The organism is Agromyces protaetiae, from assembly GCF_004135405.1.
Lineage (GTDB): Bacteria > Actinomycetota > Actinomycetes > Actinomycetales > Microbacteriaceae > Agromyces > Agromyces protaetiae.
This window is the reverse complement of the sequence record NZ_CP035491.1, coordinates 3,313,660-3,325,938: the sequence shown is the minus strand read 5'-3', so window position 1 is coordinate 3,325,938 and position 12,279 is coordinate 3,313,660. Positions and strand designations below refer to the sequence as shown.

Annotated in this window: 13 protein-coding genes and 1 pseudogene; 8 read left to right on the top strand and 6 right to left on the bottom strand. The window is 71.4% G+C overall.

Going from position 1 to position 12,279, the window contains the following annotated elements; genetic code table 11:
* Window positions 1-155 precede the first annotated feature (155 nt).
* The 3 genes from ET445_RS15500 to ET445_RS15490 all read left to right on the top strand — a co-directional run bounded on the left by ET445_RS15500 (window position 156) and on the right by ET445_RS15490 (window position 3,098).
* Entirely contained in the window at window positions 156-1,499 is a 1,344-nt protein-coding gene (locus tag ET445_RS15500) for a hemolysin family protein (RefSeq protein ID WP_129192068.1), read from the top strand.
* Entirely contained in the window at window positions 1,496-2,533 is a 1,038-nt protein-coding gene (locus ET445_RS15495; RefSeq protein WP_129192067.1) for a hemolysin family protein, read from the top strand. Before ET445_RS15500 ends, ET445_RS15495 begins: the two co-directional genes overlap by 4 nt.
* A gap of 139 nt (window positions 2,534-2,672) precedes the next feature.
* On the top strand, window positions 2,673-3,098 hold the full coding sequence (locus ET445_RS15490) for a VOC family protein (RefSeq protein WP_129192066.1): 426 nt from the start codon (window positions 2,673-2,675) through the stop codon (window positions 3,096-3,098).
* Between the two features lie 39 nt (window positions 3,099-3,137).
* On the opposite strand, the gene ET445_RS15485 is transcribed toward ET445_RS15490, so the two are convergent.
* Together ET445_RS15485 and ET445_RS15480 are read right to left on the bottom strand one after the other, a co-directional pair.
* Complete coding sequence (locus ET445_RS15485) at window positions 3,138-4,229, bottom strand: NADH:flavin oxidoreductase/NADH oxidase (RefSeq protein WP_129192608.1); 1,092 nt, start codon at window positions 4,227-4,229, stop codon at window positions 3,138-3,140.
* Window positions 4,230-4,300: 71 nt separating this feature from the next.
* Window positions 4,301-4,963, bottom strand: a complete 663-nt coding sequence (locus ET445_RS15480) for an HAD family hydrolase (protein ID WP_129192065.1) — start codon at window positions 4,961-4,963, stop codon at window positions 4,301-4,303.
* A 24-nt stretch (window positions 4,964-4,987) separates the two neighbouring features.
* Between ET445_RS15480 and ET445_RS15475 the strand changes: the two genes are divergently transcribed.
* Window positions 4,988-5,842: an NAD(P)H-hydrate dehydratase gene (locus tag ET445_RS15475; RefSeq protein ID WP_129192064.1), complete on the top strand. Its 855-nt coding sequence runs from the start codon at window positions 4,988-4,990 to the stop codon at window positions 5,840-5,842.
* 187 nt (window positions 5,843-6,029) lie between these two features.
* Here ET445_RS15475 and ET445_RS15470 read toward each other — a convergent pair whose 3' ends face one another.
* From ET445_RS15470 to ET445_RS15460, 3 genes are read right to left on the bottom strand one after another with little or no spacing between them, the layout of a single operon-like run.
* Window positions 6,030-6,815 (bottom strand): amino acid ABC transporter ATP-binding protein, encoded by a 786-nt coding sequence (locus ET445_RS15470; RefSeq protein ID WP_129192063.1) that lies wholly within the window; start codon window positions 6,813-6,815, stop codon window positions 6,030-6,032.
* A complete protein-coding gene (locus tag ET445_RS15465) occupies window positions 6,812-7,666 on the bottom strand; it encodes an amino acid ABC transporter permease (protein ID WP_129192062.1) in 855 nt (284 codons plus the stop codon). The genes ET445_RS15470 and ET445_RS15465 overlap by 4 nt, the downstream gene beginning before the upstream one ends.
* Before the next feature lie 22 nt (window positions 7,667-7,688).
* Window positions 7,689-8,543 (bottom strand): ABC transporter substrate-binding protein, encoded by an 855-nt coding sequence (locus ET445_RS15460; protein WP_129192061.1) that lies wholly within the window; start codon window positions 8,541-8,543, stop codon window positions 7,689-7,691.
* 106 nt (window positions 8,544-8,649) lie between these two features.
* On the opposite strand from ET445_RS15460, the gene ET445_RS15455 reads away from it, so the two are divergent.
* Together ET445_RS15455 and ET445_RS15450 are read left to right on the top strand one after the other, a co-directional pair.
* On the top strand, window positions 8,650-9,954 hold the full coding sequence (locus tag ET445_RS15455) for a glycosyltransferase 87 family protein (protein WP_165314426.1): 1,305 nt from the start codon (window positions 8,650-8,652) through the stop codon (window positions 9,952-9,954).
* The gene (locus ET445_RS15450) at window positions 9,954-10,265 is read left to right on the top strand and encodes a thiamine-binding protein (protein ID WP_129192059.1); all 312 of its coding nucleotides are present in this window, start codon (window positions 9,954-9,956) and stop codon (window positions 10,263-10,265) included. The genes ET445_RS15455 and ET445_RS15450 overlap by 1 nt, the downstream gene beginning before the upstream one ends.
* Window positions 10,266-10,270: 5 nt before the next feature.
* Here ET445_RS15450 and ET445_RS15445 read toward each other — a convergent pair whose 3' ends face one another.
* Window positions 10,271-10,492 (bottom strand): hypothetical protein, encoded by a 222-nt coding sequence (locus tag ET445_RS15445; protein ID WP_129192058.1) that lies wholly within the window; start codon window positions 10,490-10,492, stop codon window positions 10,271-10,273.
* Between the two features lie 250 nt (window positions 10,493-10,742).
* On the opposite strand from ET445_RS15445, the pseudogene ET445_RS15440 reads away from it, so the two are divergent.
* Together ET445_RS15440 and ET445_RS15435 are read left to right on the top strand one after the other, a co-directional pair.
* A pseudogene (locus ET445_RS15440) lies at window positions 10,743-11,971 on the top strand (MFS transporter).
* A 76-nt stretch (window positions 11,972-12,047) separates the two neighbouring features.
* Window positions 12,048-12,257: a hypothetical protein gene (locus ET445_RS15435; RefSeq protein ID WP_129192057.1), complete on the top strand. Its 210-nt coding sequence runs from the start codon at window positions 12,048-12,050 to the stop codon at window positions 12,255-12,257.
* Window positions 12,258-12,279: the final 22 nt, after the last annotated feature.

The following is a 12,279-nucleotide window of genomic DNA, read 5'->3' as shown; positions in this document are numbered from 1 at the left end:
GGCTGCGCGGATGACCCGTGCCGCGTGTTTCGCCCGCGTGAAGGTTCGGGGCCGAGACATCCGCCGTCGATATACTGACTCGACCATGGACGATCCTCCCTCTGCGAATCCGACTGCCCATAGACCCTCGCCCGTGACCGGTCGGGGAGGTGCGGATGTCTGAGTGGGTTCTGCTCGCGTTCGGTCTCCTGCTGACGATCGGCACGGGCTTGTTCGTCGCGAGCGAGTTCGCGCTCGTGAACCTCGATCGCGCCGACCTCGAAGCGCGCCGCGAACGCGGCGAGACGCGGCTCGGCATGACGATCGCCGCGTTGAAGCTCACCTCGACGCACCTGTCGAGCGCGCAGCTCGGCATCACGCTCACGACGCTGCTCACGGGTTTCACGATGGAGCCCGCGATCTCGTCTCTCCTCTCCGGCCCGCTCGCCGCGATCGGGCTGCCGGCAGCGCTCATCCGGCCCGTCGGGGCGACGACGGCCGTGATCATCGCGACGCTCCTGTCGATGATCGTCGGCGAACTCGTGCCGAAGAACTTCGCGCTCGCGCTGCCGCTCACGACGGCGAAGGCCGTCATCCCGTTCCAGACGGCGTTCACGTGGGTGTTCCGGCCGGCGGTCGCCGTGCTCAACGGGTCGGCGAACGCGATCCTCCGGGCGGTCGGCATCGAGCCGAAAGAAGAGTTGTCGGCGGCGCGCTCGGCCGAAGAGCTGTCGTCGCTCGTGCGCCGCTCCGCGAGCGCGGGCGTCCTCGAAGAGGACACGGCGACCTTGCTCGGCCGCACCCTCCGGTTCGCCGACCACGACGCATCCGACGTCATGACCCCGCGTCCGCGCCTTGCGGCCGTGGCGCGCACCGAATCGGCGCAGCAGATCATCGACCTCGCGAAGCAGACGGGCTACTCGCGGTTCCCCGTGTACGACGAGAACCTCGACGACGTCGTGGGCGTCGTCCACGTCAAGCAGGCCGTCGCCGTGCCGCGCGAGCGGCGCGCCGACGTGCCGGCGTCGGCCCTGCAGTCCGACGTGCTGCGCGTGCCCGAGACGATGACGCTCGACACCCTGCTCGGCCAGCTTCGCGGGCGCGGGTTCCAGCTCGCCGTCGTGGTCGACGAGTACGGCGGCACGGCGGGCGTCGCGACCCTCGAAGACCTCGTCGAAGAGCTCGTGGGCGAAGTCGCCGACGAGCACGACCGCACGCGCGCGGGCATCGTGCGCGTGGGCGACACGATCTCGTTCCCGGGCATTCTGCGCCCCGACGAACTCCTCGACCGCACGGCGATCCGGGTGCCCGAAGACGGCGACTACGAAACCGTCGCCGGGTACGTCATGAGCGTCCTCGGCCGGCTCGCGGTCGTCGGCGACGAAGTGCCGATCGACGGCGGCGTGCTCGTCGTGCGCCGCCTCGACGGGCGCCGCATCGACCGATTGCGGTTCGACCCTGCTCCGTTGCCGGAAGGCATCGACGCCGACACCGCGAACGGCAAGGAGGCGACCCTATGAACGACTGGATCGGCCTCCTCTGGCTCGTCGTGCTCCTCGCGGGCAACGCGTTCTTCGTCGGCGCCGAGTTCGCCGTCATCTCGGCCCGTCGCTCGCAGATCGAGCCGCTCGCCGAGCGGGGCAAGCGCAGCGCCAAGACGGCCCTGTGGGCCATGGAGCACGCGACGCTCATGCTCGCGATGAGCCAGCTCGGCATCACGATCTGCTCGCTGCTCATCCTGAACGTCTCCGAGCCCGCCATCCACCACCTCCTCGAGGGCCCGCTCCACCTCACGGGGTGGCCCGCCGAGGTCGTCGCGACGATCGCGTTCGTCATCACGCTCGTGCTCGTGTCGTACCTGCACGTCGTGTTCGGCGAGATGGTGCCGAAGAACCTCTCGTTCTCGGTGCCCGACCGCGCGGTGCTGCTGCTCGCGCCGCCGCTCGTGTGGCTTGCGCGCATCTTCAAGCCGTTCATCGTCGCCCTGAACGCGACCGCGAACGGGGTGCTGCGGCTCTTCCGCGTCGAGCCGAAGAGCGAGGCGGCCTCGACGTACACGCTCGAAGAGGTGCAGACGATCGTCGACACCTCCCGCCGCGAAGGCGTGCTCGACGACGCGAGCGGCACGCTGTCGGCCGCGTTCGAGTTCACGGCGAAGCGCGTCATCGACGTCGCCGTGCCGCTCGCGCAGCTCGTGAGCCTTCCGCCGGGCGCGACGCCCGCCGACGTCGAGCGCGCCGTCGCACGGCACGGCTTCTCTCGCTACGTGCTCGTCGACGCGAACGGCGAACCCGACGGGTACGTGCACCTGAAGGACGTCATCGACCTCGACGACGACGAGTTCGACGACCCGCTGCCCGCCAAGCGCGTGCGCCGGCTCGTGTCGATCTTCGACGGCACCGACCTCGAAGACGCCCTCGCGACCATGCGTCGACTCGGCACGCACGTCGCGCGCGCGTTCGACGGGGACGGCGCGACGACGGGCGTCATCTTCTTGGAAGACATCATCGAGGAGCTCGTCGGCGAAGTGCAGGACGCGACCAGGCGGCAGTAGGCGTCGCGCCCCGAGACATCCGGCTGTCGACAGGCGACCGGATGTCTCGGGGCCCGCGTGCCGCTCGTCCGCCTCGGTGCGCCGACGGGGCGCGCGCGGCGTAGGATTCCGCGCGGCCCGACCAGTCCGAAGGTGCATCATGTTCGAACGGATGATGGCGATGGCGGTGCTTCCCGCCGCAGACCTCGATCGCGCGCAGGCGTTCTGGCGCGACGTGTTCGGGTTCGAGCCCGCCCACGTCGACGAAGGCGGGGCAATCTACGAGTTGGGCGGCGTGCCCGTGCTCGTCTACGAGTCCTCGTTCGCGGGCACCGCCGGGAGCACGGCGATGAGCCTCGTGACCGACGACCTCGACCGAGACATGACGGCGCTCCGCACGCACGGGCTCGTCTTCCTCGACTACGACTTCCCGGGCCTTCAGACCGTCGACGGCGTCGCCGACTTCGGCGACGGCCGCAGCGCGTGGTTCACCGACAGCGAGGGCAACATCGTCGCGCTCACGCAGCCGTCGCCGCAGTTGCAGTCGCTCGCGAGGAAGGCGATGGCCGCGGCGTCGAACGGATGACTCAGGGCGCGCGCTTCGACGGGCTCAGCGGCCGACGCGCTACCACTCGCCGTCGTTGACCTCGGGGCGCGCCCGCAGGTATTGCACGGGCCACATCGACGTGCCCGCGCCGAGTTCGTGGGCGGCGCGCAGCGCGAAATGCGGGTCGCGCATCTGCGCCTTCCCGAGCATGACCGCGTCGGCCGCGCCCGAGGCGATGAGCCGTTCGGCCTGCTCGGCCGTCGTGATGCGGCCGACCGCCGACACGGGCACGTCGGCGCGTTCGCCGACGTACTCGGCGTGCGGCACCTGGTAGCCGGGGCCGATGGGGATCTGCGCGAGCACGAGCCCGCCGGTCGAGATGTCGAAGAAGTCGGCTCCGGCTTCGCGAGCCCACTCGGCGACGATCGCGGTCTGCGCCTCGTCCCAGCCGCCGTCGGTCCAGTCGGTCGCCGAGAAGCGGACGAAGAGCGGCATCTGCTCGCCGATCTCGGCGCGCACGGCGCGCACGATCTCGAGGAGGAGCCGCGCGCGGTTCTCGAGCGAGCCGCCCCACCGGTCGTCGCGCACGTTCGACAGCGGGGAGAGGAACTGGTGCACGAGGTAGCCGTGCGCGGCGTGGACCTCGACGAGGTCGAAGCCCGCCGCGACCGCGCGCCGCGCAGCCCGGCGGAAGTCGTCGATGACCGCGAGGATGCCGGCCTCGTCGAGCGCGACGGGCTCGCGGTAGCCCTCGAACGCGATCGCCGACGGCGCCACCGTCTGCCAGCCGCCCTCGTCGAGGGGCTGCGAGCCCGGGCGACGCATCGGCTCGGGCCAGACCGACGCCTTGCGGCCCGCGTGGGCGAGCTGGATCCCCGCCGCGGCGCCCTGCGACCGGATGAACCGCACGATGCGGGCCCACGACTCGGCCTGGTCGTCGTTCCAGAGGCCCGTGTCGTGGTCCGAGATGCGACCCTCGGGGTTCACGGCCGTCGCCTCGGCGATCACGAGGCCTGCGCCGCCTGCGGCCATCGAGCCGAGGTGCACGAGGTGCCAGTCGGTCGGCACACCGTCGCGCGCGGTCACCGAGTACTGGCACAGCGGCGGCACCCACACGCGGTTGCGGATCTCGAGCCCACGGATCGAGATGGGGGAGAACAGGGCGCTCATCGGGGCATCCGCCTGGCCCGAGGCATCCACCGGACCCGAGACATCCGCGTGCTCCGAAGCATCCGTCTCGCTCATTCCGCCTCCTCGCGAAGCCAGGCCTCGAGCGCACCCGCGCCCGTGAAGACGTGCCCCGATCCGCCGACGGCGATCGCGCCCTCGACGTTGTCGTCGCGGTTGTCGATGAAGACGAACTCGGCGGGGGTGATGCCGAGCTCTGAGATGACGTGCTCGTAGATCGCCGCGTCGGGCTTCACGAGGCCGAGCTCGCCGCTCACGAACACGCGCTCGAAGAGCGGCGCGAACGAGCCGTGGCGCAGCCACCCGCTGAAGTCGGCGCCCGCGTTCGACAGGAGCGCGAGTCGCGTGCCGCCTTCGCTCAGGGCGTGGAGCACCGCGAGAGTGCCCGGGTCGACCGACAGCCACGAGCGGTGGTCGATCGACCACAGCTCGTGCACGTCGAGGTCTGTGTACTCGACGCCCGCGTCGCGGCCGACGGCCCGCCAGTAGTCGGCGATCGACAGCACGCCCTGGTCGAGACCGAGGCGGTGCGCCCAATACGGCGTCCAGAAGGCGGCTGCGTCTGAGCCCGCGGCGTCGGAGCCGGCCGCGAAGCCCGCACGCGCGGCGAGGCGCTCGCGCTCGTCGTCGGTCGGCGTCGTCGAGATGACCTCGCCGTAGTCGAAGACCACGACACGCGGAGCGAGGCTGATGGGGGCGAGGGCTGTCGGAGGCATCCGTCCCAATCTATCGTTGGGAGCATGACGGGCACCCCGTGGCAGGAGTGGACCGCGGCCGATGCCGCCGCGTGGATCAGACGGCCTGGCGCTGACGACGACAAGTACCGCCGCGGCGTGCTCGGCGTCGTCACCGGTTCGACCGAGTACCCGGGCGCGGCCGTCCTCGGCGTCGAGGCCGCGTACCGCACGGGCGTCGGCATGGTGCGCTTCACGGGCCCCCGCGCGGTGCGCGCCGCCGTGCTGCTGCGCCGCCCCGAGACGGTCGTGCAGGCCGGGCGGGTGCAGGCGTGGGTCCTCGGGTCGGGCATGGACCCGGGCCGGCGCACGTTCCTGCTGCAGGGCGACCTCCAGCACGCGCTCGCGTCGGGGCAGCCCGTCGTGCTCGACGCCGGGGCCCTCGACCTCGTCGGCACCCACTCGGCTCCCACCGTGATCACCCCCCACGTGCGCGAGCTCGCGACGCTCCTCGCCTCGCGCGAGGTGCGCACGAGCGTCGACGAGGTGCGCGCCGACCCCGCCGCATGGGCGGAGCGCGCGGCGCACGAACTCGGGGTCGCCGTGCTCCTGAAGGGCGCGCGCACGCACGTGTGCGACCCGTCGGGCAACCGGTTCGTCATCGAGGCGTCCACGCACTGGCTCGCGACGGCGGGCACGGGCGATGTGCTCGCGGGCATCCTCGGCGCGCTCGCGGCGACCCACGGCGAGGCGCTCCAGACCGATGCGACCGTGCTGACGCATCTCGCGGCGACCGCCGTTCATGTGCACGCCGCGGCCGGGAAGCTCGCGAGCGAGGCGGTCGGAGGCGGCCCGATCACGGCGTTGGATGTCGCGGAGCAGGTGCCGCGCGTGATCGGCGCGCTGCTCGCGCGCGCGTAGCGGGGGAGGCGTCCGACCCTATTCCCGGGCGACGCGGCGCGCTGGCTGCGGCGCAATTCAGGAAGAATCCGGCGACACGCCGCCTGAACCGCGGCGACGCGCCGACGGAACCGTGGAACGTCCTGAATTGCCGGTGGCAGCGGTGCACACCGAGGGCGGAAGACTCGGTTCCGGCCGGGAGACGCCCCTACAGGAACCGCGCCAGGAACTCGCGCGTGCGCGCCTCGCGCGGCGCGGAGAGGACCTCTGCCGCAGGCCCCTCCTCGACGATCACTCCGCCGTCGAGGAACACGACGCGGTCGGCGACTTCGCGCGCGAACGCCATCTCGTGCGTCGCCATGAGGATCGTCGTGCCGCCGCCTGCGAGCGACCGCACGAGGGCGAGCACATCCCCCACGAGTTCGGGGTCGAGTGCGCTCGTGACCTCGTCGAGGAGGAGCAGCTCGGGCTCGGTGAGGATCGCTCGCACGATCGCGACGCGCTGCTGCTGCCCGCCCGACAGCCGGTCGGGGAAAGCCTCTGCGTAGTCGGCGAGCCCGATCGACGCGAGGAGTTCGCGGCCGCGGCCTTCGGCCTCGGCGCGGGGCATGCGATGCACGAGCCGTGCCGCGAGCGTCACATTGTCGAGCACCGACAGGTGCGGGAAGAGGTTGTACTGCTGGAAGACCGCGCCGATGCGCGCCCGCACAGCGTCGGCGTCGACGCGCGGATCGGAGATGTCGCGGCCCGCGAGCTCGATGAGCCCGTCGTCGATCGGCTCGAGCAGATTGACCGTGCGGAGGAGCGTCGACTTCCCCGACCCCGACGCGCCGATGAGCGCGACGACCTCGTGCGCCGCGACATCGAGGTCGATGCCCCGCAGCACGACCTTGTCGCCGAAGGCGCGTCGGATGTCTCGGAGCCGCAGGACGGGCGAGGGCGCGCCCGAGGCATCCGCCCGCTCGTCGCCCGTCTCGAAGCCGGCGCCGCTCATACGATGCTCCCGACCTGCTCTCGGGCGCGCATGCGCGCCGTGACCGAGTCGGTCAGCCGGATCGTCGGCCACGCGAGGAGCACGAACAACAGGCCCGCGACGACGTAGGGCGTGAAGTTGAAGAAGTGGGCGGTCTCGATCTGCGCCGCGCGCACGGCGTCGACCGCGCCGAGCACCGAGATGAGGCCCACGTCTTTCTGCATGGCGACGAAATCGTTCATGAGCGCGGGCGTCACCTTGCGCACCGCCTGGGGCAGCACGACCCGGCGCATGGTCTGTCCGTGGCTGAGGCCGAGTGCGCGCGCCGCGAGGCGCTGCGACGGGTGCACGGCCTCGATGCCGGCTCGGAAGACCTCGGCGACGTACGCCGAATACGTGAGGATGAGCGCGATCGTGCCCCAGAAGGCCGCCGGCATGCGCGGGAAGAACTCGAGCGCCGGGATGCCGTAGCCGACGAGGTAGAGGACGATGAGGAGCGGCAGGCCGCGGAAGAGGTCGGTGTAGCCCGCCGCGAGCGCCCGCACCGGGAAGAACACCGGACCGCGAAGCGTCCGCAGCGTCGCGAGCAGCAGCCCGAACACCGTCACCCCGATGACGGCGAAGAACAGCACCTGGACGTTGAGCCACAGCCCCTCGATGATGCGCGGGAAGGCCTGGACGGCGATGCCCGGATCGAGGAACGTCTGCTGGACACGCGGCCACCCCGGAGACAGCCCGATCGAGAGACCGAGGGCGAGCGCGAGCGCGAGCGTCGACACGAGCCCGATCACGATCGAACGCGTCGTCTGCGCGCGCCGGAAGCCGCGGCGCTCGAGCTCGCGCGCGCTCGGCTGCCACTCCTGGTCGGTCACACCGACACGCTAGCGCGGCGCGCTACTTCAGCACCGGCGCCGTGTCGTCGCCGCCGAGCCACTTGTCGGCGAGCTCTGCGAGCGTGCCGTCGTCGCGCAGTGCGTCGACCGCCTTCGTGACGCGATCGGTGAGCGGGGAGTCCTTCGCGAGCACGAGGCCGAACTGGTCGGCGCCCTCGGTGCCGGCGAGCTGCCCGACGATCTTGCCGCCGTCGAGTTCGACGCCCGTGAGATAGAAGGCCGTCGGCAGGTCGACGACGATCGCATCGACCTGGCCCGACTGGAGGGCGAGCTTCGCGTCGTCGTTCGTGTTGAACACCTGCGCGCCCTGGTCGGGGGCGATGATGTCCTCGATCGCGTCGAAGCTCGTGGTGCCCGTCTGCGCGCCGATGAGGAGCGGCTTCAGGTCGGCGATGGAGGTCGCGGAGGCGGCGGGGGAGCTCTCGACGGTGATGACGACCTGCGTCGTCTCGTAGTACGGCGACGAGAAGTCGACCGCCTCTTGGCGCTCGGGGGTGATCGAGAACTGCTGCAGGTTGAAGTCGAAGTCCTTCGGGCCCGGGGCGATCGCCTGGTCGAACGTCGTGCGCACCCACACGACGTCGTCGTGCGCGAAGCCGAGCTCGTCGGCGACGGCGTAGGCGACGGCCGCCTCGAAGCCCTCGCCCGACTCGGGGTCGTCGTCGATGACCCACGGGAAGTAGGCCGGCTCACCCGTGCCGATCGTGAGCTTGCCGGCCGTGAGGAAGCCGTCGGCGTCGCCGCCCGCGGCGGGGTCGGAGCCCGTCGCGTCGGTGCCCGAGGCGCAGCCCGACAGTGCGAGCGCAGCGGCGGCCGCGAGCGCGGCGACGGAGAGGGCGATGGAGCGACGGGACATGGCAGCCTCCAGGGGACTCGATCTCGGGTGTCATCCAGAATGCCCCTCCGCACGGCGGGCAGGGGCCCACATGGCGGACTGTGACGCTCGGCTAGGCTCTTCCACCATGACGGCAGGCGGCGGCTCCGAGGCATCCGCTCGGCCGCGGAGCGGGGCTCTTCGCCGGTTGCTCGGTTCGCGCGCCGCCCTCTGGACGGGCTTCGCGCTCGTGCACGCGCTCCTCGTGTGGGTCAACCTCGGCGGGTGGGGCTGGCCCCTCGGCGACGTCGAGGTCGTCTACCTGAACTGGGCGAAGGCGGCCGACGAGGGCTGGATGCGCATCGGCATCGACGGGCCGTGGGTGTATCCGATCCTCGCGTTCGCGCCCATGGCGGCCTCGCTCGCCTTTGGCGCGTCGTGGTACCCCGAGACCTGGCTCGGCCTCATGACGATCCTGAACGCCATCGCGTTCGGGATGCTCCTCGGCACGCGTCGGCTCTCCCGCACACGCCGCGTCGCGGCGTGGTGGTGGCTGCTCTTTCTCGCGTGCCTCGGCCCCATCGCGCTCGCCCGCATCGACGCCGTGACCGTGCCGCTCGCGCTCGTCGGTCTCCTCGTCGCCGCCGGACGCCCCCGCATCGCCGCCGTGCTCCTCACGATCGCGACGTGGGTGAAGGTGTGGCCGGCCGCGCTCCTCGCAGCCGTGACGGTCGCGCATCGGCGGCGATTCGAGGTCGTCGTGATCGCCGCGAGCATCAGCGTCGGCATCGTCGCGGTCAGCTTCCTCGCGGGGTCGGGCCTCAACGTCTTCGGCTTCCTCGGCGAGCAGACTGGTCGAGGGCTCCAGGTCGAGGCGCCCTTCGGGGTCGGATGGCTCTGGGCCATCGTCGCAGGGTCGAACGACGTGTCGGTCGTCTACGACCGGGACATCCTGACCTATCAGCTCTCGGGACCCGGGGTCGAGATCGCGGCTGCGCTCGCGACGCCCGCGATGGCGGTCGCGGCCGTCGCGATCGTGCTCGTCGGCGTCCGCGCCGTGCGGCGCGGGGCACCGATCGGGCGGGTGCTCGCTCCGCTCTCGCTCGCGCTCGTGGCCGCGCTCATGCTGCTCAACAAGGTCGGGTCACCGCAGTTCGCGGCGTGGCTCGCGGCGCCCGTCGTGCTCGGACTTGCGACCCGCCCGCTGCGCTTCGGCCTGCCCGCGGTGCTCGCGCTCGTCGTCGCGGTGCTCACCCAGCTCATCTACCCCTACTGGTATGCGTGGCTGCTCGCCGCCGACCCGCTGTTCGTGACCTTCCTCACGCTCAAGGCCGCCGGTCTGCTCGGGCTCGTCGTCTGGAGCGTGCGGGCCCTGTGGCAGGCTGGTCGCGAGCGGGTCGCCCTCGCATCGCCCGCGTTCGCGGGCAGTCCGGCCCTCGAGGAGGAGTCCTGATGCTCGTCGCATTCTCCGTGGCACCGAGCGGCACGGGCCGTACCGACGGATCGGTGCACGACGCCGTCGCCGCAGCCGTCAAGATCGTGCGCGAGTCGGGGCTGCCCAACCGCACCGACGCGATGTTCACGACGATCGAAGGCGAGTGGGACGAGGTCTTCGACGTCGTCCGCCGCGCGACCGAGGCGGTCGGCGCATACGGGTCACGCGTATCGCTCGTGCTCAAGGCCGACATCCGGCCCGGGTACTCGGGTGAGCTCGAGGGCAAACTCGAGCGACTCGAAGCGGCGATCGACGGCGAGTTGGAGTAGGGCGGTCAGCCCGCGTCGCCGCCGCGCATCCAGGCGGATGCCCCGCCTGCACGGAGCGCGACAGTGCTCGCGTCGTCGGGCGGCGTTTCTCCCGCTCGCCTGGACTCATCGCGACCGGCCTCGCGAGCGGCGCGATCGGCCCGGCGCCGCATGCGGATGCCGACCGAAGCGAACACCGCGATCGCCGCGAAGCTGAGCACGCCGGCGACCGTCACGGTGGGGTCCATGTCGGCAGGCTATGGGTCGTCGGCCATGACCGCCACCCCTCGGAACGTGAACTTCCGCAGAATCCGTGGCTTGTGACATCCACTCGAATCGATTCGTCTCCACCACTGTCGAATCGATTCGAATCGTGGCAGAATCATCCGAGTGACTTCGGGTACCACTGAGCAGCAGACCTCCGGGAAACGCGCGAGCGGGCAGCAGACGCCGACGGCGGCAAGCGCCGGCGCCGCGCACGGCTGGTCGCCCGCACGTGTGCGCTTCGCGATCCTCGCCCTCGCCCTCGGCGGGTTCGGCATCGGCTCGACCGAGTTCGTGGCGATGGGCCTGCTGCCGAACATCGCCGCCGACCTCCTGCCGAACCTCTACGCGCAGTCGCCCGAAGACGCCAACGCCCAGGCCGGATGGATCATCTCGGCCTACGCCGCCGGCGTCGTCGTCGGCGCCCCCACGATCGCCGCGCTCGCCGCCCGCTGGCCGCGCAAGCAGCTCCTCCTCGCGCTCCTCGCGGCGTTCGCGCTCGGCACGATCGCCTCGGCCGTTCTCCCGACCTTCGGCCTCGTGCTCGTCGCGCGCTTCGTCGCGGCCCTTCCGCACGGCGCCTACTTCGGCATCGCGTCGCTCGTCGCCGCGAGTCTCCTCGGCCCGGCAAACGCGCACGCGGCGTCGCTCTCGTCCTCTCGGGACTCACCGTCGCGAACGTCATCGGCGTTCCCGCGATCACGTGGCTCGGGCAGTCGACGAACTGGCGCGTCGCCTACCTCGCCGTCGCCGGCATCTTCGTGCTCACGTTCGTCGCCGTCGCGTTCGCCGTGCCGTTCCAGGCGGGCGATCCGAAGGCGACGCTCCGCCGCGAACTCGGCGCGTTCACTCGCGCACAGGTGTGGTTCGCGCTCGCGATCGGTGCGATCGGATTCGGCGGGCTCTTCGCCGTCTACACCTACATCGCCCCCCTCGCGACCGAGGTCACCGGGCTTCCGGCGTCGCTCGTGCCCATTGCGCTCGTCGTCGTCGGCCTCGGCATGGTCATCGGCAACCTCGTCGGCGGACGCATGGCCGATTGGAGCGTGCGCCGATCGATGTACCTCTTCTTCGCCGTGCTCGCGGCGGCCCTCGTGCTGCTCGGCTTCACGGCGGCCTTCCCGGCAGGGCTGTTCATCGGCGTCTTCCTCGTCGGCCTCGCGTCGTCGGCGCTCTCGCCGACGATCCAGGCCCGACTCATGGACGTCGCGCACGACAGCCAATCGATCGCCGCGGCACTCAACCACTCCGCACTCAACATCGGCAACAGCCTCGGCGCACTGCTCGGCGGTCTCGTGATCGCGGCCGGATTCGGCTACATCGCACCGGTGTGGGTCGGCCTCGTGCTCACCGTCGCGGGCATCGTGCTCGCGCTCGCGAGCTTCGCCCTCGACCGCTCGCGGCGTCGTCGCGGGATCGGCGGGGTCCCGCTCACGACTGCGGCGACGGCAGCGATCGACTGACCCGCGGCACGTCACACCACGAAACACCCGTGAGACGGCGTTAGGCTGCGACGCGGGCGCCTCGCGAGGAGGACGGATGGTCGGTCACGGCGACGAGCGGCACATCGTGTCGCACGAGCACTACGACGAACTCAAGGCTGCCTACAACCGACGCCACCGCGTGCGTCAGTCGGGACGTGCCGACGACATCGGCGACGAAGATCCCGACGACCGCGTCGCGAAGCCCGCCGAACACGACTATCGCGGCTACCGCGGCGATGTCTGGGGCGGCGAAACGCGCCGTTGAGCGCAAGAGGACGCCGGCGGCG

Excerpts from the sequence above, each read along its gene's own strand:
- ET445_RS15475 (WP_129192064.1), top strand. The coding sequence starts at position 4,988 with ATGACGGGCACCCCGTGGCAGGAGTGGACCGCGGCCGATGCCGCCGCG.
- ET445_RS15435 (WP_129192057.1), top strand. The coding sequence starts at position 12,048 with ATGGTCGGTCACGGCGACGAGCGGCACATCGTGTCGCACGAGCACTAC.
- ET445_RS15460 (WP_129192061.1), bottom strand. The coding sequence starts at position 8,543 with ATGTCCCGTCGCTCCATCGCCCTCTCCGTCGCCGCGCTCGCGGCCGCC.
- ET445_RS15495 (WP_129192067.1), top strand. The coding sequence starts at position 1,496 with ATGAACGACTGGATCGGCCTCCTCTGGCTCGTCGTGCTCCTCGCGGGC.
- ET445_RS15480 (WP_129192065.1), bottom strand. The coding sequence starts at position 4,963 with ATGCCTCCGACAGCCCTCGCCCCCATCAGCCTCGCTCCGCGTGTCGTG.
- ET445_RS15445 (WP_129192058.1), bottom strand. The coding sequence starts at position 10,492 with ATGGACCCCACCGTGACGGTCGCCGGCGTGCTCAGCTTCGCGGCGATC.
- ET445_RS15470 (WP_129192063.1), bottom strand. The coding sequence starts at position 6,815 with ATGAGCGGCGCCGGCTTCGAGACGGGCGACGAGCGGGCGGATGCCTCG.
- ET445_RS15500 (WP_129192068.1), top strand. The coding sequence starts at position 156 with ATGTCTGAGTGGGTTCTGCTCGCGTTCGGTCTCCTGCTGACGATCGGC.
- ET445_RS15490 (WP_129192066.1), top strand. The coding sequence starts at position 2,673 with ATGTTCGAACGGATGATGGCGATGGCGGTGCTTCCCGCCGCAGACCTC.
- ET445_RS15455 (WP_165314426.1), top strand. The coding sequence starts at position 8,650 with ATGACGGCAGGCGGCGGCTCCGAGGCATCCGCTCGGCCGCGGAGCGGG.
- ET445_RS15485 (WP_129192608.1), bottom strand. The coding sequence starts at position 4,229 with ATGAGCGCCCTGTTCTCCCCCATCTCGATCCGTGGGCTCGAGATCCGC.
- ET445_RS15450 (WP_129192059.1), top strand. The coding sequence starts at position 9,954 with ATGCTCGTCGCATTCTCCGTGGCACCGAGCGGCACGGGCCGTACCGAC.